The 26297-nt window shown below is 71.5% G+C and carries 27 protein-coding genes; 21 read left to right on the plus strand and 6 right to left on the minus strand.

What is annotated here, in order from left to right; all coding sequences use genetic code 11:
• Window positions 1-184: 184 nt before the first annotated feature.
• Window positions 185-1033, plus strand: a complete 849-nt coding sequence (locus ACFV6E_RS21015; RefSeq protein WP_385463473.1) for an alpha/beta fold hydrolase — start codon at window positions 185-187, stop codon at window positions 1031-1033.
• Window positions 1034-1042: 9 nt separating this feature from the next.
• Window positions 1043-1891, plus strand: coding sequence for a helix-turn-helix domain-containing protein (locus ACFV6E_RS21020; protein ID WP_385463476.1), 849 nt, complete (start codon window positions 1043-1045; stop codon window positions 1889-1891).
• A gap of 271 nt (window positions 1892-2162) precedes the next feature.
• Here ACFV6E_RS21020 and ACFV6E_RS21025 read toward each other — a convergent pair whose 3' ends face one another.
• Complete coding sequence (locus ACFV6E_RS21025; RefSeq protein WP_385171340.1) at window positions 2163-2903, minus strand: ABC transporter ATP-binding protein; 741 nt, start codon at window positions 2901-2903, stop codon at window positions 2163-2165.
• A 101-nt stretch (window positions 2904-3004) separates the two neighbouring features.
• Between ACFV6E_RS21025 and ACFV6E_RS21030 the strand changes: the two genes are divergently transcribed.
• The 9 genes from ACFV6E_RS21030 (at window position 3005) to ACFV6E_RS21070 (ending at window position 10831) form a co-directional block, all read left to right on the plus strand.
• A complete protein-coding gene (locus ACFV6E_RS21030) occupies window positions 3005-4039 on the plus strand; it encodes an ABC transporter substrate-binding protein (RefSeq protein WP_385171337.1) in 1035 nt (344 codons plus the stop codon).
• Window positions 4040-4044: 5 nt separating this feature from the next.
• Window positions 4045-4869, plus strand: a complete 825-nt coding sequence (locus ACFV6E_RS21035; RefSeq protein WP_385463479.1) for a class I SAM-dependent methyltransferase — start codon at window positions 4045-4047, stop codon at window positions 4867-4869.
• On the plus strand, window positions 4854-5612 hold the full coding sequence (locus ACFV6E_RS21040) for an ABC transporter permease (protein WP_385171331.1): 759 nt from the start codon (window positions 4854-4856) through the stop codon (window positions 5610-5612). Before ACFV6E_RS21035 ends, ACFV6E_RS21040 begins: the two co-directional genes overlap by 16 nt.
• Before the next feature lie 155 nt (window positions 5613-5767).
• Window positions 5768-6316, plus strand: coding sequence for a hypothetical protein (locus ACFV6E_RS21045; protein WP_385463482.1), 549 nt, complete (start codon window positions 5768-5770; stop codon window positions 6314-6316).
• A gap of 86 nt (window positions 6317-6402) precedes the next feature.
• Window positions 6403-7524 (plus strand): sensor histidine kinase, encoded by a 1122-nt coding sequence (locus ACFV6E_RS21050; protein WP_385463485.1) that lies wholly within the window; start codon window positions 6403-6405, stop codon window positions 7522-7524.
• Window positions 7521-8219: a response regulator gene (locus ACFV6E_RS21055; protein ID WP_385177290.1), complete on the plus strand. Its 699-nt coding sequence runs from the start codon at window positions 7521-7523 to the stop codon at window positions 8217-8219. The genes ACFV6E_RS21050 and ACFV6E_RS21055 overlap by 4 nt, the downstream gene beginning before the upstream one ends.
• 128 nt (window positions 8220-8347) lie before the next feature.
• On the plus strand, window positions 8348-8848 hold the full coding sequence (locus ACFV6E_RS21060) for a GNAT family N-acetyltransferase (RefSeq protein WP_385463488.1): 501 nt from the start codon (window positions 8348-8350) through the stop codon (window positions 8846-8848).
• Window positions 8849-9237: 389 nt separating this feature from the next.
• Window positions 9238-10248 (plus strand): ArsR/SmtB family transcription factor, encoded by a 1011-nt coding sequence (locus tag ACFV6E_RS21065; RefSeq protein WP_385463491.1) that lies wholly within the window; start codon window positions 9238-9240, stop codon window positions 10246-10248.
• Window positions 10249-10456: 208 nt separating this feature from the next.
• Entirely contained in the window at window positions 10457-10831 is a 375-nt protein-coding gene (locus tag ACFV6E_RS21070) for a hypothetical protein (RefSeq protein WP_385177296.1), read from the plus strand.
• A gap of 53 nt (window positions 10832-10884) precedes the next feature.
• On the opposite strand, the gene ACFV6E_RS21075 is transcribed toward ACFV6E_RS21070, so the two are convergent.
• Window positions 10885-11244, minus strand: coding sequence for a hypothetical protein (locus tag ACFV6E_RS21075; protein ID WP_385463494.1), 360 nt, complete (start codon window positions 11242-11244; stop codon window positions 10885-10887).
• A gap of 176 nt (window positions 11245-11420) precedes the next feature.
• Entirely contained in the window at window positions 11421-12209 is a 789-nt protein-coding gene (locus ACFV6E_RS21080; RefSeq protein WP_385177299.1) for an SDR family NAD(P)-dependent oxidoreductase, read from the minus strand.
• Between the two features lie 62 nt (window positions 12210-12271).
• Between ACFV6E_RS21080 and ACFV6E_RS21085 the strand changes: the two genes are divergently transcribed.
• Together ACFV6E_RS21085 and ACFV6E_RS21090 are read left to right on the plus strand one after the other, a co-directional pair.
• A complete protein-coding gene (locus ACFV6E_RS21085; protein WP_385177301.1) occupies window positions 12272-12655 on the plus strand; it encodes a MerR family transcriptional regulator in 384 nt (127 codons plus the stop codon).
• 92 nt (window positions 12656-12747) lie between these two features.
• The gene (locus tag ACFV6E_RS21090; RefSeq protein WP_385463497.1) at window positions 12748-14745 is read left to right on the plus strand and encodes a WD40 repeat domain-containing protein; all 1998 of its coding nucleotides are present in this window, start codon (window positions 12748-12750) and stop codon (window positions 14743-14745) included.
• 37 nt (window positions 14746-14782) lie between these two features.
• Here ACFV6E_RS21090 and ACFV6E_RS21095 read toward each other — a convergent pair whose 3' ends face one another.
• Window positions 14783-15007, minus strand: coding sequence for a hypothetical protein (locus ACFV6E_RS21095; RefSeq protein ID WP_385463500.1), 225 nt, complete (start codon window positions 15005-15007; stop codon window positions 14783-14785).
• An 86-nt stretch (window positions 15008-15093) separates the two neighbouring features.
• Between ACFV6E_RS21095 and ACFV6E_RS21100 the strand changes: the two genes are divergently transcribed.
• On the plus strand, window positions 15094-15795 hold the full coding sequence (locus ACFV6E_RS21100) for a class I SAM-dependent methyltransferase (RefSeq protein ID WP_385463674.1): 702 nt from the start codon (window positions 15094-15096) through the stop codon (window positions 15793-15795).
• Window positions 15796-15825: 30 nt separating this feature from the next.
• Here ACFV6E_RS21100 and ACFV6E_RS21105 read toward each other — a convergent pair whose 3' ends face one another.
• Window positions 15826-16449: a TetR/AcrR family transcriptional regulator gene (locus ACFV6E_RS21105; RefSeq protein WP_385463503.1), complete on the minus strand. Its 624-nt coding sequence runs from the start codon at window positions 16447-16449 to the stop codon at window positions 15826-15828.
• 118 nt (window positions 16450-16567) lie between these two features.
• Between ACFV6E_RS21105 and ACFV6E_RS21110 the strand changes: the two genes are divergently transcribed.
• Window positions 16568-18019: an amidase gene (locus ACFV6E_RS21110; RefSeq protein ID WP_385463506.1), complete on the plus strand. Its 1452-nt coding sequence runs from the start codon at window positions 16568-16570 to the stop codon at window positions 18017-18019.
• A 102-nt stretch (window positions 18020-18121) separates the two neighbouring features.
• On the opposite strand, the gene ACFV6E_RS21115 is transcribed toward ACFV6E_RS21110, so the two are convergent.
• Window positions 18122-19039, minus strand: coding sequence for a LysR family transcriptional regulator (locus ACFV6E_RS21115; RefSeq protein ID WP_385175241.1), 918 nt, complete (start codon window positions 19037-19039; stop codon window positions 18122-18124).
• Between the two features lie 111 nt (window positions 19040-19150).
• Here ACFV6E_RS21115 and hisD point away from each other — a divergent pair, with 111 nt between their 5' ends.
• From hisD to ACFV6E_RS21145, 6 genes are read left to right on the plus strand one after another with little or no spacing between them, the layout of a single operon-like run.
• The gene (gene hisD / locus ACFV6E_RS21120; protein WP_385463509.1) at window positions 19151-20470 is read left to right on the plus strand and encodes a histidinol dehydrogenase; all 1320 of its coding nucleotides are present in this window, start codon (window positions 19151-19153) and stop codon (window positions 20468-20470) included.
• A gap of 29 nt (window positions 20471-20499) precedes the next feature.
• On the plus strand, window positions 20500-21879 hold the full coding sequence (locus ACFV6E_RS21125; protein WP_385463512.1) for an ABC transporter substrate-binding protein: 1380 nt from the start codon (window positions 20500-20502) through the stop codon (window positions 21877-21879).
• A complete protein-coding gene (locus ACFV6E_RS21130) occupies window positions 21876-22874 on the plus strand; it encodes a carbohydrate ABC transporter permease (protein ID WP_385463515.1) in 999 nt (332 codons plus the stop codon). The genes ACFV6E_RS21125 and ACFV6E_RS21130 overlap by 4 nt, the downstream gene beginning before the upstream one ends.
• Entirely contained in the window at window positions 22871-23680 is an 810-nt protein-coding gene (locus tag ACFV6E_RS21135; protein WP_385463517.1) for a carbohydrate ABC transporter permease, read from the plus strand. The genes ACFV6E_RS21130 and ACFV6E_RS21135 overlap by 4 nt, the downstream gene beginning before the upstream one ends.
• Window positions 23677-24567 carry a nitrilase-related carbon-nitrogen hydrolase gene (locus tag ACFV6E_RS21140; protein WP_385463520.1) on the plus strand — a complete coding sequence of 297 codons (891 nt, stop codon included), beginning with the start codon at window positions 23677-23679 and terminating at the stop codon, window positions 24565-24567. Before ACFV6E_RS21135 ends, ACFV6E_RS21140 begins: the two co-directional genes overlap by 4 nt.
• Window positions 24564-26255 carry a glycoside hydrolase family 13 protein gene (locus tag ACFV6E_RS21145; RefSeq protein ID WP_385463523.1) on the plus strand — a complete coding sequence of 564 codons (1692 nt, stop codon included), beginning with the start codon at window positions 24564-24566 and terminating at the stop codon, window positions 26253-26255. Before ACFV6E_RS21140 ends, ACFV6E_RS21145 begins: the two co-directional genes overlap by 4 nt.
• The last annotated feature ends 42 nt before the right edge of the window (window positions 26256-26297 follow it).

Below are 26297 nucleotides of genomic sequence, written 5' to 3' on the forward strand. Positions count from 1 at the left end.
CAGCACCCCCCGGATCATCCACGACAGGGGCAAAGAGCCATACCGGCCCCGGAGGCCACGAGCCCCGTTCGGGCTCTACTTGGAAGGTAATGGGCGGGCGGTCTTTCCGGCGTACTCCTCCACGACAGGTCACGGGAACATTTGTCCAAGACGGGCGTCCGACCGTCGGTGCACCGTGGTTCGCATGAAGAAGTACGACGTCCAGTACACGTACACGCACGGGATGCAGGTGACGCACGACGGGCCGCGGCACGCGCCGCCGCTGTTGCTCATCCACGGTTCAGGTGCCGCGGGTGCCTCCTGGGATCTGATGGTCCCGGCGCTCGCCGCCCGTCGGCACGTCATCCGGGTCGATCTTCCGGGATGCGGCCACTCACCACCCGCGTCGTCCTACGCCGTGCCCGAGCAGGCGGCCGAGGTGGCGGCGCTCCTCGACAGTCTGGAACTCACCGGGGTCGCCGTGGCCGGGCACTCCAGCGGGGGCTACGTCGCCACGGCCCTCGCCGAACAGCGCCCCGACCTGGTGGCAGCGCTCGCCCTGGTCAGCACCGGACCGAGCCTCGACGCGCTGCTGCGCCAGCCGCTCCTGCTGCGGGTGCTGCTCGGTCCGCCGTTCGGGCCGCTGCTGTGGTCGCTGCGCTCCGACGCGTGGATACGCGGCGGCATCCGGGCGACCGCGGCCCGTCCGGTCGACGTGCCCGACCAACTGGTCGCCGACGTGCGGGGCACCACCTACCGCGCGTTCCGCAAGGTGCTGCGCGCCAACAGTGCCTATCTCGCCGAACGGAGCGTGCCCGAGCGGCTGGCCGCCCTGCCAAGACCGGTGCCCGTGCTGGTCGTTTTCGGTGAGGGCGACCGCCGCTGGGAGCCGTCGTCCGCGCGGCAGTACGACACGGTGCCGAACACACGTATCGAGATGCTGCCCGGCGTCGGGCATGTCCCGCTCATCGAGGCCCCGGACGTGACCGGCGACCTGCTGCTGGCTTTCACCGGCACGGTCGCGGGCATCCCGCCGGCCGTTCCCGAGGCCTAGGCTGACGGCATGCTGCCGACAGGGGGACCGTTCGACTGGGCGGCCGTGGAAATCGCGGTGCCGCGGCCGGCGGATCGGCTGCCGGGGGTGCACATGGCCGGGTTCCGGCAGCGGCCCCCCGCACCGTTCGGCGACATCGCCATGATCGCGTACCCGTTCCTCACCGTCTTCGTCGACCTGAGCGACGAGGGGGCCGTCGTGTATGACGCCCGTGGCCGGCGCGAGTGCGGGAGCGCCGTCGTCGGGCTCCTTCCCGACGGGCTGCGGGCGGCCGGGTGGGGGAAGGTGGAGTGCCTCCAGATCCGGCTGGAGCCGGCCCTGGCGGCGGCGGTGCTCGGCGCTTCGTCCGAGCTGACCGGGACGGTGGCCGCCCTCGACGACGTCTGGGGCCGGGACGCCGGACGGGTCCGGGACAGGTTGCGCGCCGCCGGGTCATGGGACGAGCGGTTCGCCGTCGCGCGTGATGTCCTCGGTCGGCGGCTGGAGGGCCGGGCCCGGGTCGACCCGGAGGTCGCCCATGCCTGGCGGCACACGCTCACCGGCCGGGGGCGGGTACGGGTCGACGGCCTGGCGGACGAGGTCGGCTGGAGCCGCAAGCGGTTGTGGGCCCGCTTCCGCTCGCAGCTCGGCATCACCCCCAAGCACGCCGCCCGGCTGGTCCGGTTCGACCACGCCGCCCACCTGCTCGCGGCGGGACACGACGCGGCCGGTACCGCCGTCCGCAGCGGGTACGCCGACCAGTCGCATCTGCACCGTGAGGTCAGGGCGTTCGCCGGACTGACTCCCGCGGGCGTGGCCGTCGCGCCCTGGCTGGCGGTCGACGGCGTCGCCTGGCCGCTTGCGACCCGGCCGCGGTGAGCGACGCCGAGGCGTACGCTCCTTCGTGACCGGCGGTCATTCGGCGTCCTGACGGTGTGGGAGGGCGTAGCCGACGCCGGACAGCCGTTCCGTCGGCTCCCGCCAGGCAGCCGGTCCCGGAGCCGGCCACCGTCGGGGCGAGCGGTACCGGTGGGGCAGCGCCTGCGGAACATCACCCGCCGAGGCGCCCGGTCGTCGGTGACCTGTCGGTGGACGCGGTCCGCCTGGACGAACGGCCGGGTAACGGTAGGCGCGCCGGGCCGCTGGGCGGTCACGACTCGCCGTCCGCCAGGAGCGCGTGCAGTCGCGCCGCGTGGCGGGCCAGCAGCGCCGCCTGGTCGGTCTCGGCTCGGCTGCGCGGGCGCGGGAGGGGGACGTCGAGCACCGTGCGGATCCGGCCGGGGCGGGGGGTGAGGACGACCACGCGGTCGGCGAGCAGCACGGCCTCGTCCACGGAGTGGGTGACGAGGACGACGGTGGCCGGGTGCTCGCGGTGCGTCCGCTGCAACTCGGCGCAGAGTTCGTCCCGGGTCAGCGCGTCGAGCGCGGAGAACGGCTCGTCCATCAGCAGCACCCGGGGGCGCTGCATCAGCGACCGGCAGAGCGCGACCCGTTGCTGCATGCCGCCGGAGAGTTCGTGCGGCAGCCGCTGCTGGAAGCCGTCCAGGCCCATCGTCGCGAGCAGGTCGAGCGCCCGTGCGCGCGAGCTGCCGCGTCCCGCGCCGGAGATCTCGGCGGGCAGCAGTACGTTGTCGAGCACCGACCGCCAGGGCAGCAGCGCCGGACGCTGGAAGAGGACGGCGCAGTCGGGGCGCGGCCCGGTGACGTCGCGTCCGCCCACCCTTACCGTGCCGCGCGTCGGCGGCAGCAGCCCGGCGATCAGGCGCAGCAGCGTCGACTTCCCGCACCCGGAGCGCCCTACGACGGCCACGAACTCCCCGTCGGCGGCGTCCAGATCGACGTCGCGCAGCGCCTCGACGCTGCCCCTGCGATGCGGGAATTCCTGGTGCACGCCCCGAATGTGGATCACGTGTCGACTCCCACCGGCCACCGTTGGCGAAGTGCCGAAAACCGCCCTGCTGCAGTGTGACATGTACGCGTACAGTCCGAACCATGATGTCCGGTGCCCGATGGACGACGGTGTTCTGCACGGTGGCCGCGCTGGTGGCCGCCGTCGGCTGTGACTCCACCTCACCGTCGCAGAGCGCGAGCCCGGCGAAGGACCACGTCACCTATGTCACCGCCTTCGGAGCGGCGGGACGGGACGCGTTCGCCTGGGTGGCCGAGCAGAAGGGCTATTTCCGCCAGTCGGGAATCGACGTGCGGATCGAACTCGGAAAGGCCGTCGGCGAGAATCTCAAAGCGCTCGCCTCCGGGAAGGCGCAGTTCGCCAGCCTGGACCTGACGGGAGCGATGATCTCCGCCGGGGCCGAGGGTTCCACGGCCTACCGCGACTTCCGTGCCGTGCTCGCCATCCACCAGCAGACCCTCGTCTCCATCATGGCGATGCGGGGCTCGGGCATCGACAGCCCGAAGGACCTCACGGGCAAGCGCATAGCGGCCGCCGCCAACTCCGTGAACCAGCTCCTCTTCCCCGGCTACGCCAAGCTCGCCGGCGTCGACACCGCGGGCATCCACTGGATCGCGGTCCAGCCCGCCCAGCTGGGGTCCGCCCTCGCGAGCGGCAAGACCGATGCGCTCAGCACGTTCCTGATCGGCCGGCCGACCGTGGAGAAGGCCACCGAACAGGCCCGGTCGAAACGCGTGACGGTGTTCCCCTACAGCACCTACCTGCCCGACCTCTACGGCAACGCGACGGTCACCACGGCCGGTCTCGCCACCAAGCAGCCGGACCTGGTAAGACGCTTCCGCACCGCCATGCTGAAGGCACTGAAGTACACCGTCCGGCACCCCGAGGAGGCCGGGAAGCTGCTGCACAGCAAGCAGCCGGAGACGGACGCCGCCGCAGCGACCGCCGAGATCGAGCTCATGACGCCGTCCGTGACGGCCCGGGGCACCTCGTCCGTCGGGCTGATCACCGAGGACCGGATGCGGCGGGCCATCGCGACGCTGCGGCAACAAGGGCTCATCCGGGCCGGCACGACACCGCAGGACTACGTCGACTTCGACGCCATGCGCACGAACTGACGGCCGTGGAAACTCCCGGGCCCGCCGACTCCTCGTACGCCTTCGGCAACGACGCCCCCGAGGCCGCGGACCGGCACGTCCAACTCGCCGCGCTGCTCGACGAGTTCACCATCTCCCGGCTGTCGGCCCTGGGTGACCTCACCGGCCGGCGCTGTCTGGAGACCGGGGCCGGGGGCGGCAGCGTCGCCGCCTGGCTGGCCGAGGCGGCCGGACCGGCCGGACGGGTGCTGGCCACCGACGTCGACACCCAGCACCTGCCGGCGCCCGCACCGTACGAAGTACTGCGGCACGATCTGGAGAGGGAACCGGTACCCGACGGGCCGTGGGACGTGATCCACGCCCGGCTCGTGCTGATGCACCTGCCCTCGCGGGAGGCCGTGCTGCGCCGGCTCGCCGCGGCCCTCGCGCCCGGCGGCGCGCTGGTGGTCGAGGACTTCGAGACGACGTTCCGCAAACTCGTCCTCGCAGCGCCCACCATGCACGCCGCCGCACTCGTCGACCGCTACCACGTCCTGCTCGTCGAACGTGTCCTGGCGGCCCACGGCAACGATCCCGCCTGGGCCGGCCGCGTACCCGCCGCCATGCTGGAAGCGGGCCTGACCGGCATCGACACGGTGATCCACGCCCGGTCCTGGCCTGGCGGGACGGCGGGGGCCCTGCTGATCGGCGCGAACCTCGCTCAGGCGCGGGCGGGCTTCCTGGCGGCGGGCATGACACGGGCCGAGCTGGACGAGCTGGGCCGGCTGGTCCACGACCCCCGGCTGCTGGTGCGCGGTCACCTGACGTACTCGACCATCGGCCGCGCACCCACGCCATGCGACGCCTGCTGACCGCCGGCGGCCCGGCCCTCGCGGCCGGGTGCGCGCTGGCCGGATGGTGGCTGGCCACCGTCGTCTTCGACATCCGGCCGTTCCTGCTGCCGTCACCCGCCGACGTCGTCCGCGCCTTCGACCGGCTGCCCGGCTATCTGCTCCGGCAGACCTGGCGGACGTTCACGGAGACGGCCGTCGGCTTCGGCCTCGCCGTGGGGGCGGGCCTCGTCACCGCCGTGCTGCTCACCGCGTCCCGCGCCGTGGAACGCTCCGTCATGCCGCTCCTGGTGGCCGTCAACGCGGTGCCCAAGATCGCCGTGGCGCCCCTGCTCGTGGTCTGGCTCGGCTTCGGCACCGCCCCCAAGGTGGTGATGGTCGCCCTGCTGGCCTGGTTCCCCGTCGTGGTGGCGACGATGGCCGGACTGACCTCCGTCCCCCTGGAACTGACCGAGCTGGCCCGCTCCCTCGCCGCCTCCCGCTGGCAGACCTACCGCAAGCTGCGCATCCCCTGGGCCCTCCCCCAGGTCTTCACCGGCCTCCGGCTCGCCGTCACGCTGGCCGTGGTCGGCGCCGTCGTCGGCGAGTTCGCGGGCGGCGACCAGGGGCTCGGTTACGTGATCGTCGCCTCGGGCGGCAGCGCCGACACCCCTCTCGCCTTCGCGGCGATGGCCCTGCTCAGCATCATGAGCGTGCTGCTCTTCTACCTCGTCGTCCTGCTGGAACGACTGCTGCTCCCGTGGGCCCGGGAGATCACCGGCTGACCGGACTCCAGCCGACCGGACTCCACCTATGGCTGACCGGTCTCCAGCCGACCGGTCCCCAACCGACCGGTCTCCACCCATGGCCGACCGGACTCCACCCATAGTTCCACCCATGGGTCCAGGCGCGATCGGGCCCGTACCAGCAGGCTTGAGGCATGACAACGACCGACTGGATCACCGACATCGCCCTCCTCCTCGTCGTCTTCCGACAGCTGCGAGAGGGCCGCCTCGACACCAAGTCGTACGTGATCCCTCTGGCAATCGTGGCGTTCGTGGCGCACAGCTACCTCAACACCGTGCCCACGGCCGGCAACGACCTGGTGCTGATCGGCACGCTCGTCGCCATCGGCGCGGCCCTCGGCATCGCGGGCGGCATCTACACCCGCATACGCAAGGTGGACACGCACCTCTTCATCAAGGCCGGCGCGGTCTCCGCGACCCTGTGGGTGCTGGGCATGGGCGCACGGATGGGCTTCCAGCTCTGGGTCGACCACGGCGGCGCCGACAACGTGGCCCGCTTCAGCCTGGCCCACCAGATCACCACGGAGGACGCATGGGTGGCCGCGTTCGTACTGATGGCGCTCACCGAGGTGGTCACGCGGCTGGGCACCATCTTCCTCCGCGCCCGCGCAGTCGCCCGGGAGCAGTCCCAGCCGGCCGTGGACGGACGGCGCGCGGCGGTCACCGCGGACCGGACGGTCTGAGCACGGGTTATCGTCGCGCCGTGTCCACTACCGACAAACCCCCAGCCCCCGGGCCGGCTTCCGCACAGGAGCCCGGCCCTCGGGTCGTGCTGCGGCACGACGCCGCCCAGTGGGCCGTCACCCTGCTGATCATCGCCATCGCGGTCATCACCGTCCGGCCGGTGGGCACCAGCGGCCAGGGCCTGGCCGTGGCCGCCCTGCTGGTGGTCAACTCCGTCGCCCTGACGGCCAGGCATCTGCCGCCCGACTTCCCGCGGCGCGCCGCGCTGGCCTGGCTGACCGCCGGTGTCGTCGCGTCGGCCGCCCTGCTCGAGGTGAGCAACAGCGGCTCCGGCTACCTCTTCGCCTACTTCCTCGTCGGCCACGCCGGCTACCGCCTCCCCCTCAAGCCGGCCCTGGCGGCGGCAGCCCTGTCCAGCCTGCTGTGCGGCGCTGTCTTCTACTTCTACATCGGCCCCGATCACCAGGTACTGACCTGGACCTTCGGCCTCAGCACCGGCATCCCGGTGGTGGCCGGAATCATGGGCCGCAGCAAGCAACAGGCGGTGGAGGCGAGACTCCAGGCCGCCGAGTCCGCCGAGCGGGCCGCGCGGGCCGAGGCACGGACGGCCGTACTCACCGAACGCGGCCGCATCGCCCGCGACGTCCACGATGTGCTGGCGCACTCGCTGGCGGGGATCAACATGCACCTGGAACTGGCGGACGCCCTGATCGACACCGGTGACCTGGAGAAGGTCCGCGCGGCGCACAACAAGGCGCAGAGCCTGGTCAAGGAGAGTCTGAAGCAGGCCCAGTGGACCGTGCACGCGCTGCGCGAGGACTCCCTTCCGCTGCTCGAGAGCCTGACCGCCATGATCGAGTCGTCCGGCCACCGCGAGGTGCTCACCGTCACCGGGAGCGTCCGTGAGCTGCCGGCACAGGTCACCCAGAACGTGCTGCGCATCGCACAGGAGGCGCTGACCAACGCCGCCCGGCACGCTCCCGGGGCCGAGATCGCGGTGGAGCTGACGTTCGGCGCCGCCTCGACCACCCTCGCCGTCCGCAACGGGCCCGCGACCGGTGAGGCGACCGCGGGTGTCGGCAGCGGCATGGGACTGATAGGAATGCGCGAACGCGTCGCCCTGCTGGGCGGCACCCTCACCGCGGGTCCGCTCACCGAGGGACCGGACCGGGGCGGCTGGCAGGTGGAGGCAAGGATCCCAGGATGACAACGAACGAACCAGCCCAGGAGCCGCAGAACCCGCAGGACCCGCCGGCCGTGCGCCCGCTGAAGGTGATCGTCGCCGATGACCAGGCCGCCGTCCGCGAGCCCCTGGCCGCGGTGCTCGACATGACCGAGGACATCGACGTCGTGTTCGCCGCCGCGGATGGCACGGAGGTGCTCGCCGCCGTGGCCGCCGCACCGGTCGACGTCGTCCTGATGGACCTGCGCATGCCGGTGATGGACGGTACGGAGGCCACCCGCCGGCTGAGCGAGGAGCACCCGGGGACGGCCGTGGTCGTGCTGACCACCTTCGCCGACGACGACTCGATCCTGGCCGCGCTGAGCGCCGGCGCCCGCGGCTATCTGACGAAGAACGCGGGGCGCCAGGACATCGTCCGCGCGATCCGGGCCGCCGCCGCGGGACAGTCCGTACTCGACCACGAGGTGCAGAACCGCCTCCTGGCCACCGTCCGCACACGCCCGCCGGCCGGCGCGCAGCCGCTCCCCGCGGACCTCACCCGTCGCGAACGCGAGGTGCTCACCCTCATCGGCCAGGGCCTGCCCAACCGTGCCATCGCCGAGAAGCTCTTCATCAGCGAGGCCACGGTCAAGACCCACATCAACAACCTGTTCGCCAAGGCCGGAATCCAGGACCGCGCCGACGCCGTCCGCCGCGCCATCGCGGCCGGACTGGCGTGACACGGGGCCCGGGCCCCGGACCCCGGACCCCGGGCGCCGGATCGGGCGGTCGGGTCGTCCGTGCAGCGTCTGCCTGCCCGTGCGACTGACGGTTCTGGCCCTGGCATCCGTCATGCGATGCTCGCGCCATGATCCATCAACGCGAGATCGCCGTCGTCCGCTGGCCAGGTCAGGTCCCTCCCGTCCAGGGAGGACTGGCAGATCTGCTGGCGGCCTACCATGTGCAGACACAGGCCGAGAAGGGTGAGGCCGTCGCCGGTGTGGAGGGGTTGCCGGACCGCTACCGGACAGAGATCGCGGATCCACAGTCCGTGTTCGCTGACGATGTCGTGCTGCTTGCGCTGAGCGGGGACACCGCGGTGGGCTGCCTGGTGGTGACCGCCTCCGTCGACGGACGGTCCGAGATCAAGAGACTCTGGACGGAGCCGGCATTTCGGGGGCAGGGCATCGCGTTCAGCCTGATCAGCACCGCGCTCGTACATGCTGAGGAAAGCGGCGTCAGCGCGGTGCGGTTGTCGGTGTGGAAGTGGCGGGCCGACGCCATCGCTCTGTACGAGCGGCTCGGTTTCACCGTCACCGAGTCGTGGGACGAGCGGGATCAGCTGGTCTGCATGGAACGATCCGTGTGAGTAGTTGCAGCCACTCGCTGACGACCCGTGCGAGGGCGGTCGCCTCGTAGCGGACCGTGAGCTTGTCATAGCGAGTCGCCACGGCGCGGTGCCTTTCGAGGCGATTGATGCCGCGCTCACTGTGCCCCGGTCAGCAACGGGCGCGCCGAAGTATCAGAAGGAAAGCAACCTCGGCCTGTCGCCAATGGTCCAGGAGGCCGGGGCGTCGGCGTGGCTTCGTCCAGCCGATGGTGCCCTTGCCGGTGCCGAAACGGCGACTGCGGCGAAGTCACCGGCCCGGGGGCCCGGAGACATCGTGGCGAGCAACCCCGCTGCCTCCGGAGACCCGGCAGCCGCACCGCCTCACACGCACGACCCGATGGACCGTCGACCACTCACGGAGACAGCCAATGTTGCAGGTGCACCTCACCCCCGACGACATCGCACGCGTGCGTATCGCCGCCGCGCCCGATCCTCTATGGGAGATCGCCAACGGCTTCCACGCCCTGACAGCCGACGACGACCGCTCGGCTTTTGGTACGTGGCGCGGTCTCGTCCGTCCGCGGCTCGGCCCGACGGACCGGTTACTGGCCGGGCTGTTACCCTCCCGCGGCTACTTCCCCGACTTCCTCACCCCCACCGCGTCCGCACCGCACAACGCACGGACCCTGCCGAGCGCACTCGACGCCGTGCTCGGGACGCCCCGCTCAGCCCTGCGCACCGACCTGGCCCGCCTCGCCGCCTCCCCGCTGCGACGCCGTCCACTGCCGGACATCGCCCGCGCCCTGGCCGCGGGAGACACACCTGCTCTGCATCGACTGGGCACCGCCCTGCACAGCTTCTACCAGCGGGCGGTCCTGCCGTTCTGGCCGCAGATCCGGGCGCAGGTGGACGCCGACCGCGCCGCACGCGCCCGGACAGCGCTGGCCGGCGGCACGGACGGGCTGCTCATGAGCTTCCAGCCTGTCCTGCACTGGCGTCCGCCCGTGCTGGTGGCCGACTATCCCACCGACCGCGTGCTGCGGCTGGACGGACGCGGACTGGTGCTCCAGCCGTCCTTCTTCTGCCGGCACAGACCGCTGATGCTGGTCGACCTCGCCGCCGACCGCATCCCCGTCCTCGTCTACCCGATCCAGCACTCCCCCGGCTGGCCCAGGCCGGACACCGCCCCGCAGCGCGGCACCGAGCTGACCGCGCTGCTCGGCCGGATGCGGGCCGCCATCCTGGCGGACGCAGTCACCGGGCGCACCACCGGCGAACTCGCCGAACGGCTGGGCATCTCCGCGGCCGCCGTCAGCCAGCACACGGCCATCCTGCGCCGGGCCGGCCTGCTGCTGAGCGTGCGGCACCACAAGTACGTCGTCCACACCATCACCACGACCGGTCTCGTCCTGCTCGGCGGTGCGGAAGCGTCCGTTTAAGACACCGCTTCAACGTGTGGCGGCCGCAACCGGCGGCCCGGAAGACTGACGGCTCCGGTGATCGCCCGCTGATCGCTCCACTGATCGGTGCGCTGATCGCTCCAGTGATCCGTCACGCATCAGCCCCGTACCTCCGCAGCGCGGCAGCACCCGCGCTCGTACGAGGTACGCCGCACATGCTCCACCCGAGCCCTACCGAGGAGACATCATGCGTCGCCGTACCGCCGGCCTGCTCGCCGCACTCGCCGCACTCGCCGGATCCGTCGCAGTGACCACACCGGCCTCGGCCGAGGTCAACCACCCGACCTGCCCGAAGGGCGCCTTCTGCGCCTACTCCGAGTTCGACCAGGGCGGAACACTGCTCCTGGCGACGAAGGGCAACTGGTCGGGCGCCGTCCACAACGTCAAGTCCACGTTCAACAACGGCTACCGCTACCCGGGCGCCGATCACGTACAACTCGGCTACACCTGGGTCGAGTGGAACTACTCGACGTGCATCCACTACGCCCCCGGCCCCGGCGAGTACGCCACCAACTGGGCGCCCATCACCATCACATCCGTCACCTGGCGAGGCGAATGCTGAGCCGGCTCGCACCAACCGGGCCATGACACCGCGCGGCCGGCGACACCTGTTCGTCAGGCGGGGACCACTTTGCGATAGGTACGCAGGAGCGCGCTCGGCGTGCCGTCCGGGCCGCCCTCGACCATGGCCGTGTGCCGGGTGATCCCCAGCTCGCTCTCACGCCCGAGGTCGGCGATGAAGTCGTCGACAGTACCGACGACCACGTCGGCCCGGTAGGCCGCGCGCCTGACGTCATCGGTATCGCCGGCGGACAAGCGGCCGACTCGTCGCCCCAGATGAGCCAGCACTTTCTGCATGTGCTCGGCATGCCTGGCCGCGCTCTCGTCACCGCGGCACAGCACATGGACCGCTCCTTGCAGAGCGAGCGCCCCGACCGCCATCACACGCGTTTCGATCCGGTCCAGTTCCGGCATGGAAGCTAGAGGATCCTGCCCCGTCTTCTGGTGTTTCCGCCGTCGCCTGAACATGGCACACCCCTTCGCTCACCGCTCCGACACGGTTTCGCTACCTGCCATGGTGACAGGGCGGGCCGGGATCCCACCCGGAATCCCGGCCCGCCCCCCTGGAAGGTCGGGACAGGCGCGGAACCTCAGCTCCCGAGCGCCGCCTTGCGCAGAGATCGCTCCGCGATCCGGGCAGCCGCCGACGCGGGCAGCAGGCGACCGAAGACGACGGTCTGGAGGGTGTTGAGACGGCCGTCGACGACCGCCGGGCCCCGGCCGCGCAAGGCGGACATCACGGTGTCCGCGACGGAAGCGGGCCCGCGCTTGCCCGGCACGCGCCGTGTGTTCATCGCGGTGTCGGTCGGACCGGGGCTGACCGCCACGACCCGTACCCCCGTCGCCCTCGTCTCGGCCCACACCGCCTGGGTGAAGGACAGCACGAACGCCTTCGAGGCCGCGTAGGCGGCCACATACGGAGCGGGCGCGTACGCACCGGTGCTCGCGATGTTGACGATCGCGCCCCTCTCCCGCGCGACCATGGCGGGCAGCAGGAGCGCCGTCAGCTCCGCCACCGCGCCCGCGTTGAGATCGACCAGGCCCCGCACCCGAGCCGGATCGCTGTCGGCGACCGGCCCCATCAGGCTGACGCCGGCATTGTTGACCAGCACGTCGACCTCGATTCCCGCACCTGCCAGCCACTCCGCCAGCCGGGACGGAGCACCCTGCTGCGACAGGTCCAGCGCCAGCGTCGACACCTGGACCCCGTGCTCGGCGTGCAGCCGCTCGGCCGCCGCCTCCAGGCGTGCGCCGTCCCGTGCGACCAGGACCAGGTGCATGCCCTGTCCGGCCAGCCGCTCGGTGATCGCGGCTCCGATGCCGGTCGCGGCGCCGGTCACGACCGCGGTTCGCCGCCTCGTCTCTTGGTTCCTCTTCATGCCCGGAACGCTAAACTCTGACATTGACGTCAATGTCAAGTCCGGCTCGGTGGAGGAAACGCGTGCGCATCGGAGAACTCAGCAGGGCGACCGGGGCCAGCGCCCGTTCGCTGCGGTACTACGAGGACCAGGGGCTGCTCTCCAGCGACCGCCGCGCCAACGGGTACCGGGAGTACGGTGCGGAAGCCGTACGCCAGGTCGCCTTCATCCAGGACCTCTACCGCGCGGGCCTGCCGTCCGAAGTCATCCGGGACATCCTTCCGTGCACCACACCGACACCGCCCGCGGGCGAGTGCACACAACTCCTGGCCCGCGTCCGGCAGGTCCGCGACGAACTCGCCCGCCAGGAGCAGCAGTTCGCCCAGCGCCGCGAGATGCTCGACCGGTACCTCGCGGGTACGGCGGCCCCCTCCGGCCTCGACGGCCGCCCTCGCTGCTCCGCTTGAGCCGACCGGCACGCTGCCGGGCGGTGCGCCGGACACCCCCACTCACCGCCACCACCCCTGAGACCCCGCGCGAACACCCGTACGATGCCAGCGTGGCAGAGATCATCGACTACGGTCAGTTCGCTCGGCGGCTCCAGGATCAACAGGGCCGGTCCCGTTGGGAGTTGCTCGACGCGGTGCAGCGGGAGTGGGGGTACGAGGATCCGGGAGGCGAGCCGGTCGCTTCACGCTGGGGCGGGGAGAACTCCGCCTACGGCATCGACGAGAGCCTGCCCGTCCCCGAGGCGCTGGCCGAGTGGTGGGACACCCCGGTCAACTCCTTCTCGTTCCGTCCGCGGCTCTACTGGACGCACACCCAGTGGCCGCCGAGCATCTGGGTCGACGAGTACGGCGAGCGGGAAGCCGATGACGACGACAACGACGCTGAGGGTGCCGCCAGTTCGGATCCCGCGCGGGCGGACGGGCTGCCCAGGGACAACCCGTTCCTGCCGCCGGACGCCCCCGACCGGCGGATCTGCGTCTTCATGTCCGAGTACCAGTACTGCAACCAGTGGGGCTACCTCGCCGCCGAAGCCGCCCATCCCGACCCCAGGGTGCTGGTCAGCACCGGCAGCGGCTGGCAGTTGCAGAGCCGGTCGCTGTCGGAGTTCTTCCTGCAACTGGCCCTGGAACGGCTGCCCGGCCACTACGGCTGGACCCTCAAGGTGCGCCGCGCGGATCTGAAGGACGCCCCGGAGGTCCTGGAACGGCTGACGGCCTCGTACGGGGAGCTGGGACTGCTGCCGTGGCAGGAGCTGGGCTGTGATGCGCTGATGTACGGCGGGCCGGACGCGCTCATCACCCACGGCCGCGGCCCCGGCGCCGACTTCGCCCTGGTGATCCACGGCCGGACCCGCGAGGCGCTGCTCCACGTCGTCGAGACGCTGGGGATCGTCTGCGCCGACAAGGACATCGTGCCGCCCGGCGAGGTACCCGAACCGTTGGAAGAGCTCGGCCCGTTCGCGCTCACCGACGGCGACACCGACGACCGAGGGCGCTGGCGGGTGAGCTCCACCAGCGACTTCCCCGGCAGCCTCGCAGGCGGCCTCCCCGGCAGCCTCGCAGGCGGTGTCCCCGGCGGCGCCCCCGCCGTCACCGTCCCCGCCGTCCTTCGCGCCCTGGTGCCGGACCGCACCGCCATCGCCCTCGACGAGGAAGCCGCCCTGGCCGTCGCGGGCGACGCCGAGGGCCGCGTCCACCTGTGGGAGTCCACCGCCGAGGCGACCGCCGACGGGCCCTCCGCGGCCGTCAGCGAGCCGCTGCACCGTGCTCCGGTGACCGCCCTCGCCTGCGTCCGTCTCGACGCCGCCCGCCGGGCCGTGGTCAGCGGCGACGCCCTTGGTGTGCTGCGTTACTGGCAGACGGACCGCGTGCCGCGGCCGCTGCCCTTCGAGCGGCGGCGCACCGCGGTCACCGCGCTCACGGCCGCCGGCCTGGCCACCGGCCCCGCGCTGGCCTGCGCCTGGGCGGACGGCCTGGTCCGCGTCTGGGACCTGGACAGCGGCGCGGTGGCCCGGCTGCGGCTGGGCACCGGCATCACGGACCTGGCCCTGGCGAGCGACGGCACGCTCTACGTCACCGGAGCGTCCGGCCCGGTGGCGCTGCGCCTCGCTGCGGACAGGCTCTGGCCGCACCGCGAGCTCCAGCAGCGTCTGCACGACGTCGACTGGGGTTCGTACTGGTCCGCACGCGGACCCGCGCACGCGGTGCCCGGCCTGATCGGCAAGGTGGCGTCCGACGACAAGAAGACCGCCATGGACGCGGTCCACGACCTGTACCGGCTGCTGGTCTCCAAGGACTCGTCGCTGACCGCGGCGGCACCCGCGGTGCCGTTCCTCGCGGAGCTGATGAGCGACCCCGACAACCGGGCCCGCCCGACCCTGCTGCTGCTCATCGCGGACATCGCCGACGGCGACAACACGGAGAACCGCGCCGCGGTGCGAGCGGTCCTGCCGGCCCTGCGCCATCTGCACGACGATCCGCTGCCGTCGATCCGGTGGGCGGCGGCGGAGCTGGAGAAGCACTGCGCGCCGCGACCGGAAGAGGAGTGAGACAACCGGTACACCGCACGTGCGGCGCGGGTGACCGTCATCCCTGCTCGCGGAAGTGGGCAGGGTCCGGTGTACGCGTCAGCGTGCGGTAACGGGCGGCTCGGTGCGGCCAGTTGACGGTGATCCTGCCGGTCCCGGTCTTGTACCAGCTCGTGCAGCCCCTCCCCCACACGGTGGTGCGCAGGGCGTCTTCGAGGTGGCGGCGGAACGAGGCGAAGGCGCCCGGGGCCACCTCCAGCTCGCGGCGGCCGTCGCGGTCCATCAAGGCCAGGCAGGACAGGACGTACGGGAACTGGAAGGAGTCGGCACGTGGACAGCATCCCCGCCAACCGGCGGCTCTGACACCGGATCAGCAGCGCCTACCAGCACGAGCACGACCCGCAGATCGGCGCCGCACCCCGGCTGTGGGGCATGTACTCCATCCCCGACGCGCACCTGCACGCCCTGGGCGACGTCACCGGCAAGCGCGTCCTCGAACTCGGCTGCGGGGCCGGCCAGTGGTCCAGGGCGCTAGCCGCCGAAGGCGCCACCGTGGTCGGGCTCGACCTGTCCGAAGCCCAACTCGCAGCGGTGGCCCGCGCGATGGGAGCGGCCCGCTACCCGCTGGTCCAGGGCGCCGCCGAACGGCTCCCCTTCGCCGCCGACAGCTTCGACCTGATGTTCTGCGACTTCGGTGGGCTCAGCTGGGCGCCCCCGCACCTGGCCGTCCCGCAGGCCGCACGCGTCCTGCGCCGAGGCGGGCGCCTGGTGTTCAACGTCGTCGGCCCATGGTTCGAAGCGTGCTACGACGAAGCCGCCGACCGCGTGACCACGACGGTGCAGAAGAACTACTTCGGGCTGGACACCATCGCCGAGGGCGACGGTGCGACCAGCTATCAGCTCACCTACGGCGACTGGGTCAGGGTCCTGCGCGGCGCGGGTCTCGTCATCGACGACCTCATCGAGCCGCGGCCCGAACTCGGAACGCCCAACGGCTACAACGAGACCGACCCGCCCGACTGGGCACACCGCTGGCCGGCGGAACTGCTCTGGGTGACCCACAAACCGTAAGCTCCGCGGTCGGGCGGGCGGCACGGGCGGTCAGTCAGCCGCCCTGTGTGCGCCGGGGTGGGGGCGGTGCCGGTCCACGATTCCCTCGACGATCTTCATCAGGCGGTCTCCCGTCCGATCGATGCTTCCGTTCTGTGTGCTGACCTGCGCCCCTTCGAGTACGAAGGTGATCTCGGCCGCGGCCTGTTCGGGGTCGGGCATCCGGGCCTTGGTGCACATGCCGATCAGCCTGCGGGTCTGGTGGGCCTTGTGGTCCTCGATCACCTGCCGTGCCGGATGAAGGCGGTCGGGCAGTTCGGCGAGGGAGTTGATGAACGGGCAGCCCCTGTACGAGATCGCCGGCAGCCCCTCCGCGATGAAGCGGGCCAGGCCGAGGATCTGCTCCTCGGGCCGGTCGGGGTATTCGGTCTCCACGCGGTCGAAGGCCGCCTGATAATCGGCGGCGACGATCCGCAGCCACTCCGCGACCAGCGCGTCCTTGGTCTCGAAGTGCCGGTAGATCGCCATTTTGGTGGTCTCGGCCTTGTCGGCGATCGTCTGGACCCCCACCTGCCGGATCCCTTCTGCCTGGAAGAGCTCTTCGGCCGCGTCGAGAATGCGCTCACGAGGCGGCAGCTTCGCCACTCTGCCCGGCCTGCTGAGGGTCGATGCCATGACTGCTCCGTCACTCCGATCGTGGGGTTCGCGACCCCCTACGGTACCAGCCATACCCTTTTGATACCGTCGGGTATCGTTCGACACTCAGCGGTATCGTTCTTGTCATGGAGTGACAGTGAAAGTTTCTGAATACGTGAGCTTCGACGCGGTCGGGCTGGCGGATCTGGTGGCCAAGGGCGAGGTGCTCCCCGCCGAACTGGAGGCAGCCGCGCGCGAGGCCGTACAGGCGGTCGATCCGCTGATCAACGCCGTCGTGGAGACCTGGCCGTCCGACGACGCACCAGCCCCCGGCAGCGCACCCCTGGCCGGCGTCCCTTTCCTGATCAAGGACATCGCGGTGGCCATGGCCGGCAGGCCGATGGAGCTGGGAAGCCGTCTGGCGGCCGGTAACGTCGCCGGCTCCGACTCCTCACTGATGCTGCGCTTCCGTCGCGCCGGCCTCGTGACGTTCGGGCGCACCGCGACGCCGGAGATGGCCTACGGCATCTCGACGGAATCAGCGTTGTACGGCGCGACGCGCAACCCGTGGGACCCGGATCGGAGCGCGGGCGGATCCAGTGGAGGCGCGGCCGCCGCGGTCGCCGCGGGAGTGGTCCCGGTCGCCCATGGCACCGACGCCGCCGGATCGCTCCGTGTCCCCGCCGCGTACAACGGCATGTTCGGGATCAAACCCACCCGCGGCCGGGTGTCCATGGGGCCCGGCGTCGACGAGGTCTTCAGCGGCCTGGCCGTGCACGGCAGCGTCAGCCGCACCGTACGCGACAGTGCGGTACTGCTCGACCAGATACGCGGCCCGGAAGCGGGCGACCCCTACTTCGCCCAGGAGCCGTCACGGCCGTACGCGGAGGAAGTCACCCGTCATCCGGGCTCGTTGCGCATCGCTGTCCTCGCCCAGGCGTGGGGCGGGCGCCGCACCACGGCACCGGTGACCGACGCCCTCTCCCGCACCGTGCGGTTGCTCGAATCCCTCGGTCACCAGGTGGAGGAGGCCGAGGTCGACCTCGGCGCCGACTGGGAGGAATTCGTCCTGGCCAACGCCCGGCTCATGACGGTGAACCTCGCCACCATGGTCGACGGGCTGGCCGCCGCCTTCGGCCGCCCCGTCGACTCCTCGACCCTCGAGCCGGCGACCCTCGCCGGCTACCACTACGGGCAGCGGGTCGGCGGCCCGCAATTCCTCACCGCTCTCGCGATGCGGAACCGGGTGGCCCGAAGCCTGGCGCGGTACTTCGACGCGTACGACATCCTCCTCACGCCGACCCTGCCGGAGCCTCCCTTGCCGCTGGGCACTCATACCGAGGGTGCGGAGACACTGGACGGCCTCGGCTGGATCGAGCGCATCCATGACCTGTCGCCGTTCACCATGCCGTTCAACGTGGCGGGCACGCCCGCCATGTCCGTACCCGTGACGGCCGACGCCGGGACGGGGCTTCCGATAGGTATGCAGTTCGCCGCCGGATACGGCCTCGAAAGCCGGCTCTTCCGCGTCGCCGGCCAACTCGAACAGGCAAGTCCGTGGTCGGGCCGGACTCCCACGGTATGGGCCGGGAACCACCCAGGCCGCTGAAGACAGACCCCTGCATGAAAGCCGCTGTCCCCGGTCACCGCGGTGAGCAATCTCGGCCCTGCCGCCCTGCCGCCCTGCCGCTTCACCGCTGACTGAGCGGTCTCAGTGCGTGAGCAGCATGCGGCGGGCCAGCCGGGTGATCTCGCGGGTCGCGGGTGACAGGACGGCCCCTTGCCGGCGGACCACGGCGATGGTGTCGTACAGCGGCTCGGCGAAGCCGACGGTGTGCAGGTTCTCGGGGAAGGTGCGGCTGCGGGCGACGGCGCGGGAGACGATCGTGTCGCCCGCTCCTCGCGCCACGATGTGCAGCGCGGCCTCGACGTGCTCGACCTCGATGACCGCGGAGAGGGTGACGCCCGCCACCTGGGCGCGTTCGGCGAGCTGGCGCCGGGTCGGGTCCCGCCAGCCGTAGTGGGCGTCGTAGAGGATCAGCTTCGCGGCCGCGAGGTCGGCCAACGTGACCGGGCGCGTGGTGTGATCCGGGTCCGCGGAGGCGTAGACGACCTCGTCGCGCATCAGCGGAGTGACGTCGAGGCCTTCGGCGTCGATGGGCAGGACCACAAGGCCGGCTTCGAGGTCGCCCGAGCTGACGGCTTCGGCGACCTCCACGGAGTTCAGGCCGACGATGCGCAGCCGTACCAGGGGGTGGCGGGCGTGGAAGGTGTCGAGGAGCTCGGACAGGAAGTAGTAGTCCGCGTTGCGCAGCAGGCCGAAGGTGGCCACACCGCCGTCGAGCGAGGTCAGTGAGCGCAGCGCGCGGTCGGCGCCGTCGGCCGCTTCGGTCGCCAGCTCGGCGTAGCGCACGAGTTCCTGGCCCGCCGTCGTGAGGACCAGCCGCCGCGCGCCCCGGGTGAAGAGCGGTACGCGGTAGTGGTCCTCCATGCGCTTGATCAGCTCGGAGACCGAGGGCTGGGTCGTGCGCAGTTCCGCCGCGGCGGCGGAGAAGGTGCCCAGCCGCGCGGCGGCGAGGAAGGCCCGCAGTTGGTTGAGGGTTATCGCCGGGGCGGATGAGGGCGGCATGTGCTGCATCCTGGCACACGATCCACAGTTCGCGATCTATAGGACCGCCCTATGGCGAGCCGAGGATAAATCGGGGTTGTCCCAGGTCACAGCATGTATCAGGCTCATCGCATGAAATTGAGCTCCCGCTTCACCACCGCCTACGCCGACCGCTTCACCCTGCTGAAGGCTCCCGGCGTCGACGCTCCGCCGGCCCAGCGCGACCCCGAGGTCATCGAAACGGTCAGCCGGATGCTGTCGGACATCGAGCGCCACGGCATGGACGCGATCCGCCGCTACGCGAGCACGCTCGACGGCCAGTCCGACGGTGCGGTCGAACTGGACGCCGCGGAGGTGGCGCGCAGCGGCGACCGGCTGCCGAAGGCGCTGCGCGAGGCGATCGAGCTGGGCGCCGAGCGCACACAGCGCTTCGCCGGACTACAGCGCGCGCACCTGACGGACTTCGAGGAGGAGATAGCGCCCGGCCTGGTGGTCGGGCAGCGCTACGTGCCGGTCGGCGCGGTCGGGGCCTATCTGCCGGCGGGCCGTTTCCCGTTGACGGCCAGTGCCTTCATGACGGTGGGCGTGGCCAAGGCCGCGGGCGTCCCGACGGTGCTCGGGTGCACGCCTCCGCAGCCGGACGGCCGCGCGAACGACGCGGTCACCTATGCCGCCCACCTGTCCGGGATCGACCACCTCTACGTCATCGGCGGCGTGCAGGCCCTGGCGGCCATGGCCTTCGGCCTCCTCGGCCGGCCGCCCGTCGACATGATCGTCGGCGCCGGGAACGCCTACGTGGCGGAGGCCAAGCGCCAGTTGTTCGGCACCGTCGCGATCGACCTGCTCGCCGGGCCCTCCGAGGTCGCCGTCATCGCCGACGGGACGGCCGACGCCGAGGCCGTCGCGGCGGACCTCCTTGGCCAGGCCGAGCACGGCCCCACGTCACCGGCCGCGCTGGTCACCACCTCCGAAGAGCTCGGCCGGGACGTCATCGCCGAGGTGGAGCGTCAGCTTTCGACGATGTCCACGAAGGACATCTGTGGCCCCGCCTGGCGGGACTTCGGCTCGGTGATCCTGGTGGGCAGCCGCGAGGACGCGGTGGCCGTCATGGACGAACTCGCCCCGGAGCACCTGGAGGTGCAGACGGCCGAGGACGACTGGTACCACGACAGGCTGACCAACTACGGCTCCCTCTTCCTCGGCCACTGGAGCACTGTCGCCTACTCGGACAAGGGCATGGCCGGCACCAACCACACCCTCCCGACCGCGGGCGGCGCCAAGCACAGCGCCGGACTCTCCGTCTCCCGTTACCTGAAGCCGCTCACCTACCAGCGCATCAGCCGCGAGGCCACGCCGCTGCTCGCCGAGGCCGTCGAGACCATCTCCGCCAGCGAGGGCATGACGGCGCACGAAGCCACGGCCACCATCCGCCTGCGTACCTACGCCGGCTGACCCCACCCCACCAAGGACCGGTGCAGCTGATGAGAACCGTACGTCGCATACATCGTGTACGTCCTGAACGAGCAGGGCTGCCCCGGTTCGCTCCGGGCGCCGCCGCAGCCGTAGCGCTGGCCGCCGTCCTCGCCTGCGCCGGGTGCAGTCCGCCCGGGGCGGGCAAGTCCGCCGGTGCCCAGAGCCAGATCGCCGTCACCGCGCCGGTGACCACCGCCGACGTCGCCGCCCTCGGCGACGTCACCCTGCGGATGTGGGCGGACCAGGCGGAGAAGCCGCTGATGAAGTCGGTGATCCCGGCGTTCGAGAAGAAGTACCCGAACGTCAAGGTGGACATCACCTACAAGAGCTTCGACGACCTGGTCGCCACCGTCGTCAACGCCGCGTCCGGCAGCAACCCGCCCGACCTTTTCGAGGGCAACATCGGCTACGCGGTCGACGGAGCCCTGGTGAAGGCCAAGCTGGTGCGCCCGCTCGACGACGTGGCCGCCGCCTACGACTGGATCTCGGGCACCGGTGCGAGCACGCTGGCCCCGGCCCGCTGGAACGGCGACGGCACCGCGTTCGGCAGCGGCAACCTCTACGGGATGTCCCCGATCAGCGAGGTCCAGGGCATCTACTACAACAAGGCGGTGCTCAAGTCCCTGGGCCTTGAGCCGCCCCGGTCCCTCAGCGACCTGGAGAAGGAGCTGCCGGTCGTCAAGAAGGCCGGGAAGCAGCCCATCATGCTGGGCAACAGCGACCAGTACGCCGCCACCCACATCTTCTCCGACCTCGCCGCCACCGAGCAGCAGCCGGACGGCATCCGCGACTGGATCGGCGGCAAGGCGGACACGACCTTCGCCACCGAGGGCAACGCCAAGGCGGCCGACACGATGGCCGACTGGGCGGAGAAGGGCTACTTCGGCTCCGGCTACGACGGTCTCAGCAACGAGGACGCGGTCACCCGGTTCGCCAAGGGCTCGGGCGCGTTCTTCGTCGGCGGCTCCTGGAACGGCGCCACGCTGGACCCGGAGAAGTTCGGCTTCGGCGCGCTCACCACCGGCGGCGCCGGAGCCACCGCCTCCCCGTGGCACATCTCCGCCTCCTCGAAGGTCACACCTGCCGCGGTCGCCTTCCTCGCGGCCCTGCACACCCCCGAGACCGGTCAGGAGATCCTCGACACCGGCCGGCTGCCCGTCGTCACCGACGGCGTGAAGGGGGCGAACAGCCTACAGAGCCAGACTCTGGACGCGCTGAAACGCACGATCGCCGCCGGTACCCAGGTCGGCTACTACGACTGGACCGCCACCGACATGCTCAGCGTGATGGGCGGCAAGCTCCAGGAGGTCATGGCCGGCCGTGCGAGCAGCGCCGACTTCACGAAGGCGGTCCAGGCAGCCTGGCAGAAGGCGAGGCAGACGCAATGAGCACCCTCGCCCCCGGGCGGCACCGCACCCCCACCACCGGTCCCGACCGGACCCGGCGACCGCGCCGCCACCCCCTCGTCGCCTACCTCTCCTCCCTGTCCTGGTCGTCGCTGCTGTACGTGGCACCGGCCCTGGCGTTCTTCGGCGTCTTCGTGCTGTACCCCATCGGCGTGTCGGTCTGGTACTCGTTCTACGCCTACGACGGCCTGACCGTCGGCACCTGGGTCGGCTGGGGCAACTACACGGCCGTCTTCACCGACCACCAGCTGCGCGCCGCACTCATGCACTCGCTGCTCCTGCTGGTCTTCTACGCCGCCCTGCCGGTGTGCGCCGGACTGCTGCTGGCCGGTGCCATGTCCCGGATCAGGGTGTACGGGCTGACGGTGTTCCGGGCCGTGCTGTTCCTGCCGCAGATCCTCTCCAGCGTCGTCGTCGCCGTCGCCTGGCGGAACCTGCTCGCCGAGGACGGCCCGGTCAACGCCGTGCTGCGGGCCGTGGGCCTGGGCCGGTTCGCCACCAGCTGGCTGGGCGACTTCGACACCGCTTTGCCCTCGATCGGCGTGATCGGCACCTGGGTCGAGTACGGCCTGTGCATGGTGCTCTTCCTCAGCGGCATCGTCGCCATCGACCGTTCGACCTACGAGGCGGCCCGCCTGGACGGCGCCGGGCCCGTGCGGGAGTTCTTCTCCATCACCCTGCCCGCGCTGCGCCCGCAGATCTCGATCGCGCTGATCCTCACGGTCACCTTCGCGCTGCGCAACTTCGATCTCATCTGGAACACCACCCGGGGCGGCCCCGGCACCACCACGACCGTGCCGAGCCTGTACGTCTACCAGGACGCGTTCCAGAACCGCATGCTCGGACGGGCCTCCGCCCTTGCCATCGTGCTCACCGTAGTGATCCTCGTCGTCGTGCTGGCCGTGCAGCTGTCGCTGCGGGAGCGCGACGGCGGACGGCGCCGGCCGGTCCGGCCGGGCAGGAAGGTGCAGTCATGAGGATCGCCCGCGGCGAGAGCGTCGCCACGCATGTGCTGCTCGTCCTCGCCTCCGTCGTCGCCGTCTTCCCGCTCGTGTCGGTCGTCGTGTCCTCGCTGCACGGCGTGGCCGGCTCCTCCGGCGGGCTGTCCTTCGCCAGTTACTCGACGGCGTGGACCCAGGGCCGCTTCGGTCCCGCCCTGCTGTCGAGCGCGCTGGTGTCCGTCACCGTCGTCGTGGTCACCGTGGTCCTGGCGTGCCTGGCGGGTTTCGCGCTCGCCACCATGCGGGTGCCCGGCGGCAGACTCATCCTGGGCCTGCTGCTCCTCGGCCTGGTGCTGCCCTACGAGGTGACGGTGCTGCCGCTGTACGAACTGCTCGCGGGATGGCAGCTCGTCGACACCTACTGGGCGTTGATCCTGCCGCAGATCGCGCTGTCGGTGCCGCTGGGCGTGCTGTGGATGCGGTCGTTCTTCGCGTCGGTCCCCACCGCACTCCTGGAGGCGGCGCGGATCGACGGCACGAACCGATTGCAGACCCTGCGCCTGGTCGTGCTGCCCGTCGCCGGTCCCGCCATCGCCACCCTGAGCACGGTGCTCTTCCTGTTCACCTGGAACGAGTTCCTGCTGGCCCTCATCCTCGTACCGGACAACGCCACCGTGCAGACCGTGCCGCTGGCGCTGTCCTTCTTCTCCGGGGCCGCGCGCTCCAGCGACCCGGCCGTCACCGCGGCGGCCGCCGTCCTGGTCGCCCTCCCCGTCCTGCTGGCATACGCGCTGCTCCAGCGACGCCTGATCAGCGGCCTGACCGAAGGAGCCGTGAAGTGACCGCGTCCAGCGCGGCCGGACAGACCGGCGTCACCCGCGTCGTGTGCGAACAACTGGCGCCGCGCGTCGGCGACCTGGCGCACAACAAGGAGCTGGCCCGGGACGCCGTACGGCGTGCCCTGGCCGACCGGGCCGACGTCGTCGTCCTGCCCGAACTGACCACCTCGGGCTACGTGTTCGCGTCTTCGGAGGAGGCGCGGCACACCGCCATCACCGCCACCGACCCTTTCTTCGACGACCTCACGGCCATGCTGTCCGGCACAGACACCGTCGTCGTACTCGGCTTCTGCGAGGGCGAGAGCGGGGACGGGGGCGGAGGCACGGGCCGGACCGGGGGCGACATGCTGTACAACAGCGCCGCCGTCGTCGACGCGAGCGGAGTGCGGACCGTCTACCGCAAGACGCACCTGTGGGACCGCGAGACGCTCTTCTTCACCCCCGGCGACCAGGCGCCCCCGGTCGTCACCACCGCGCACGGCCGCATCGGCGTACTCATCTGCTACGACCTCGAGTTCCCGGAGATGCCCCGGCGACTGGCCCTGGCGGGCGCCGACCTGATCGTGGTGCCGACCAACTGGCCGCTGACCGACGTCCCGGCCGGCGAACGCCCCGCGGAGATCACCCAGGCCCAGGCCGCCGCGCGCGCCAACGGCCTCTACATCGTCTGCGCGGACCGCGGCGGCACCGAGCGCGGGCAGGAGTGGACGCGGGGCACGGCCGTCATCAACCAGTACGGCTGGCTGACGGCGGCCGTCACCTGCCCGGAGCAGCGGATCGTGTCCGACCTCTTCCTCCACCTGTCCCGGGAGAAGGCCCTCTCCCCGCACAATGACCTGCTCGGCGACCGCCGAAGCGACATCTACGTCCAGGAAAGCCCGGTGCTATGACGACAGCCGACCCGACGCCCGCGCTCGCGCCCGCGATAACCGGCCTGCCCGCCGACGACACCTGGTGGCGGACCGCCGTCATCTACCAGGTCTACCCCCGTTCCTTCGCCGACGCGGACGGCGACGGCACCGGCGACCTCCCCGGCATCACCGCGCACCTCGACCACCTGGCGGACCTCGGGGTCGACGCCCTGTGGCTCTCGCCGTTCTACCCCTCGCCCCAGCGCGACGGCGGCTACGACGTGGCCGACTACCGCGCGGTCGATCCGCGCTACGGCACCCTCGCCGACTTCGATGCGCTGCTGGCCCGCGCCCACGAACTGGGCATCCGCGTCATCGTCGACCTCGTACCCAACCACTGTTCGGACCAGCACCCGGCCTTCCGCGCCGCGCTCACCGCCGCGCCCGGCAGCGACGAACGGGCCCTGTTCCACTTCCGGGACGGCCGCGGTCCGGACGGCTCCCTGCCGCCCAACGACTGGACGTCGATGTTCGAGGGGCCGGCCTGGACCAGGATCACCGAGGCCGACGGCAGCCCGGGACAGTGGTATCTGCACCTGTTCGACCCCGGCCAGCCCGACTGGAACTGGGACAACGCAGCCGTACGGGAGGACTTCCAGGAGACCCTGCGTTTCTGGCTCGACCGCGGCACCGACGGCTTCCGCGTCGACGTGTGCGACGCCCTCGTCAAGGCGCCAGGGCTGCCGGACTGGCCCCGCCCCACCCACGGTGTGATCGAGCCCGTCGACGGTGTCATGCCGCCCATGTGGGACCAGGAGGGCATCCACGAGATCTTCCGGACCTGGCGCCGGCTCCTCGACACCTACGACGGCCGGCGCATCCTGTGCGCCGAGGCATGGCTGCCGCCCGAGCGCGCCGCCCGGATCATCCGCGCCGACGAGATGCACCAGGCGTTCAACTTCCGGTTTCTGGAGACGCCGTGGCAGGCGGACGCACTGCGCGACGTCATCGACGCGTCGCTGGCGGCCAACGACGCGGTCGGCGCGCCCACCACCTGGGTGCTGTCCAACCACGACGTGATGCGCCACGCCAGCCGCTTCGGCTACGAGGGACCCGTCGAGCTGGAACACGGTGTGGGCGCCGACGACCCGCAGCCCGACCGGCCCCTCGGGCTGCGCCGGGCCCGAGCGGCGACCGCCCTCATGCTCGCCCTGCCCGGCTCCGCCTATCTCTACCAGGGCGAGGAACTGGGGCTGCCCGAGGCGACCGCGCTCCCGGACGCGGCACGCCAGGACCCGGTGTGGGAGCGCTCCGGGCACCGCATCCGCGGACGGGACGGCTGCCGGGTGCCGCTGCCGTGGACGGCGGAGGGCCCCGCCTTCGGCTTCGGCGACAACCCGGACACCTGGCTGCCCCAGCCCGCCGACTACGGCTCCTACGCCGTGTCCGCGCAGCGCGACCGGCCAGGCTCCACACTGCGGCTCTACCGCGGCCTGCTCGAACTGCGCCGCCGCCACCGGCTGGGTGCGGGTGACCTCCGCTGGACGGCCTCCCCCGACCAGGTGCTGCGCTTCGCCAACGGTCCTGTCGAGGTGATGGCCAACTTCGGCACCGAGCCGGTGGCGCTCCCGGCCGGCACCCGCCTCCTGGCGTCCTCCGCACCGGTGACGGACCGCGTCCCCCCGGACACCACGGTCTGGTTCACCACCGAGTCCCGGCAGGCGTGAGTCATGGCGCAACGGCACCCTGCGGGGCGGCTGCCCGAGCGC

It is taken from the genome of Streptomyces sp. NPDC059785, from assembly GCF_042732375.1.
Lineage (GTDB): Bacteria > Actinomycetota > Actinomycetes > Streptomycetales > Streptomycetaceae > Streptomyces.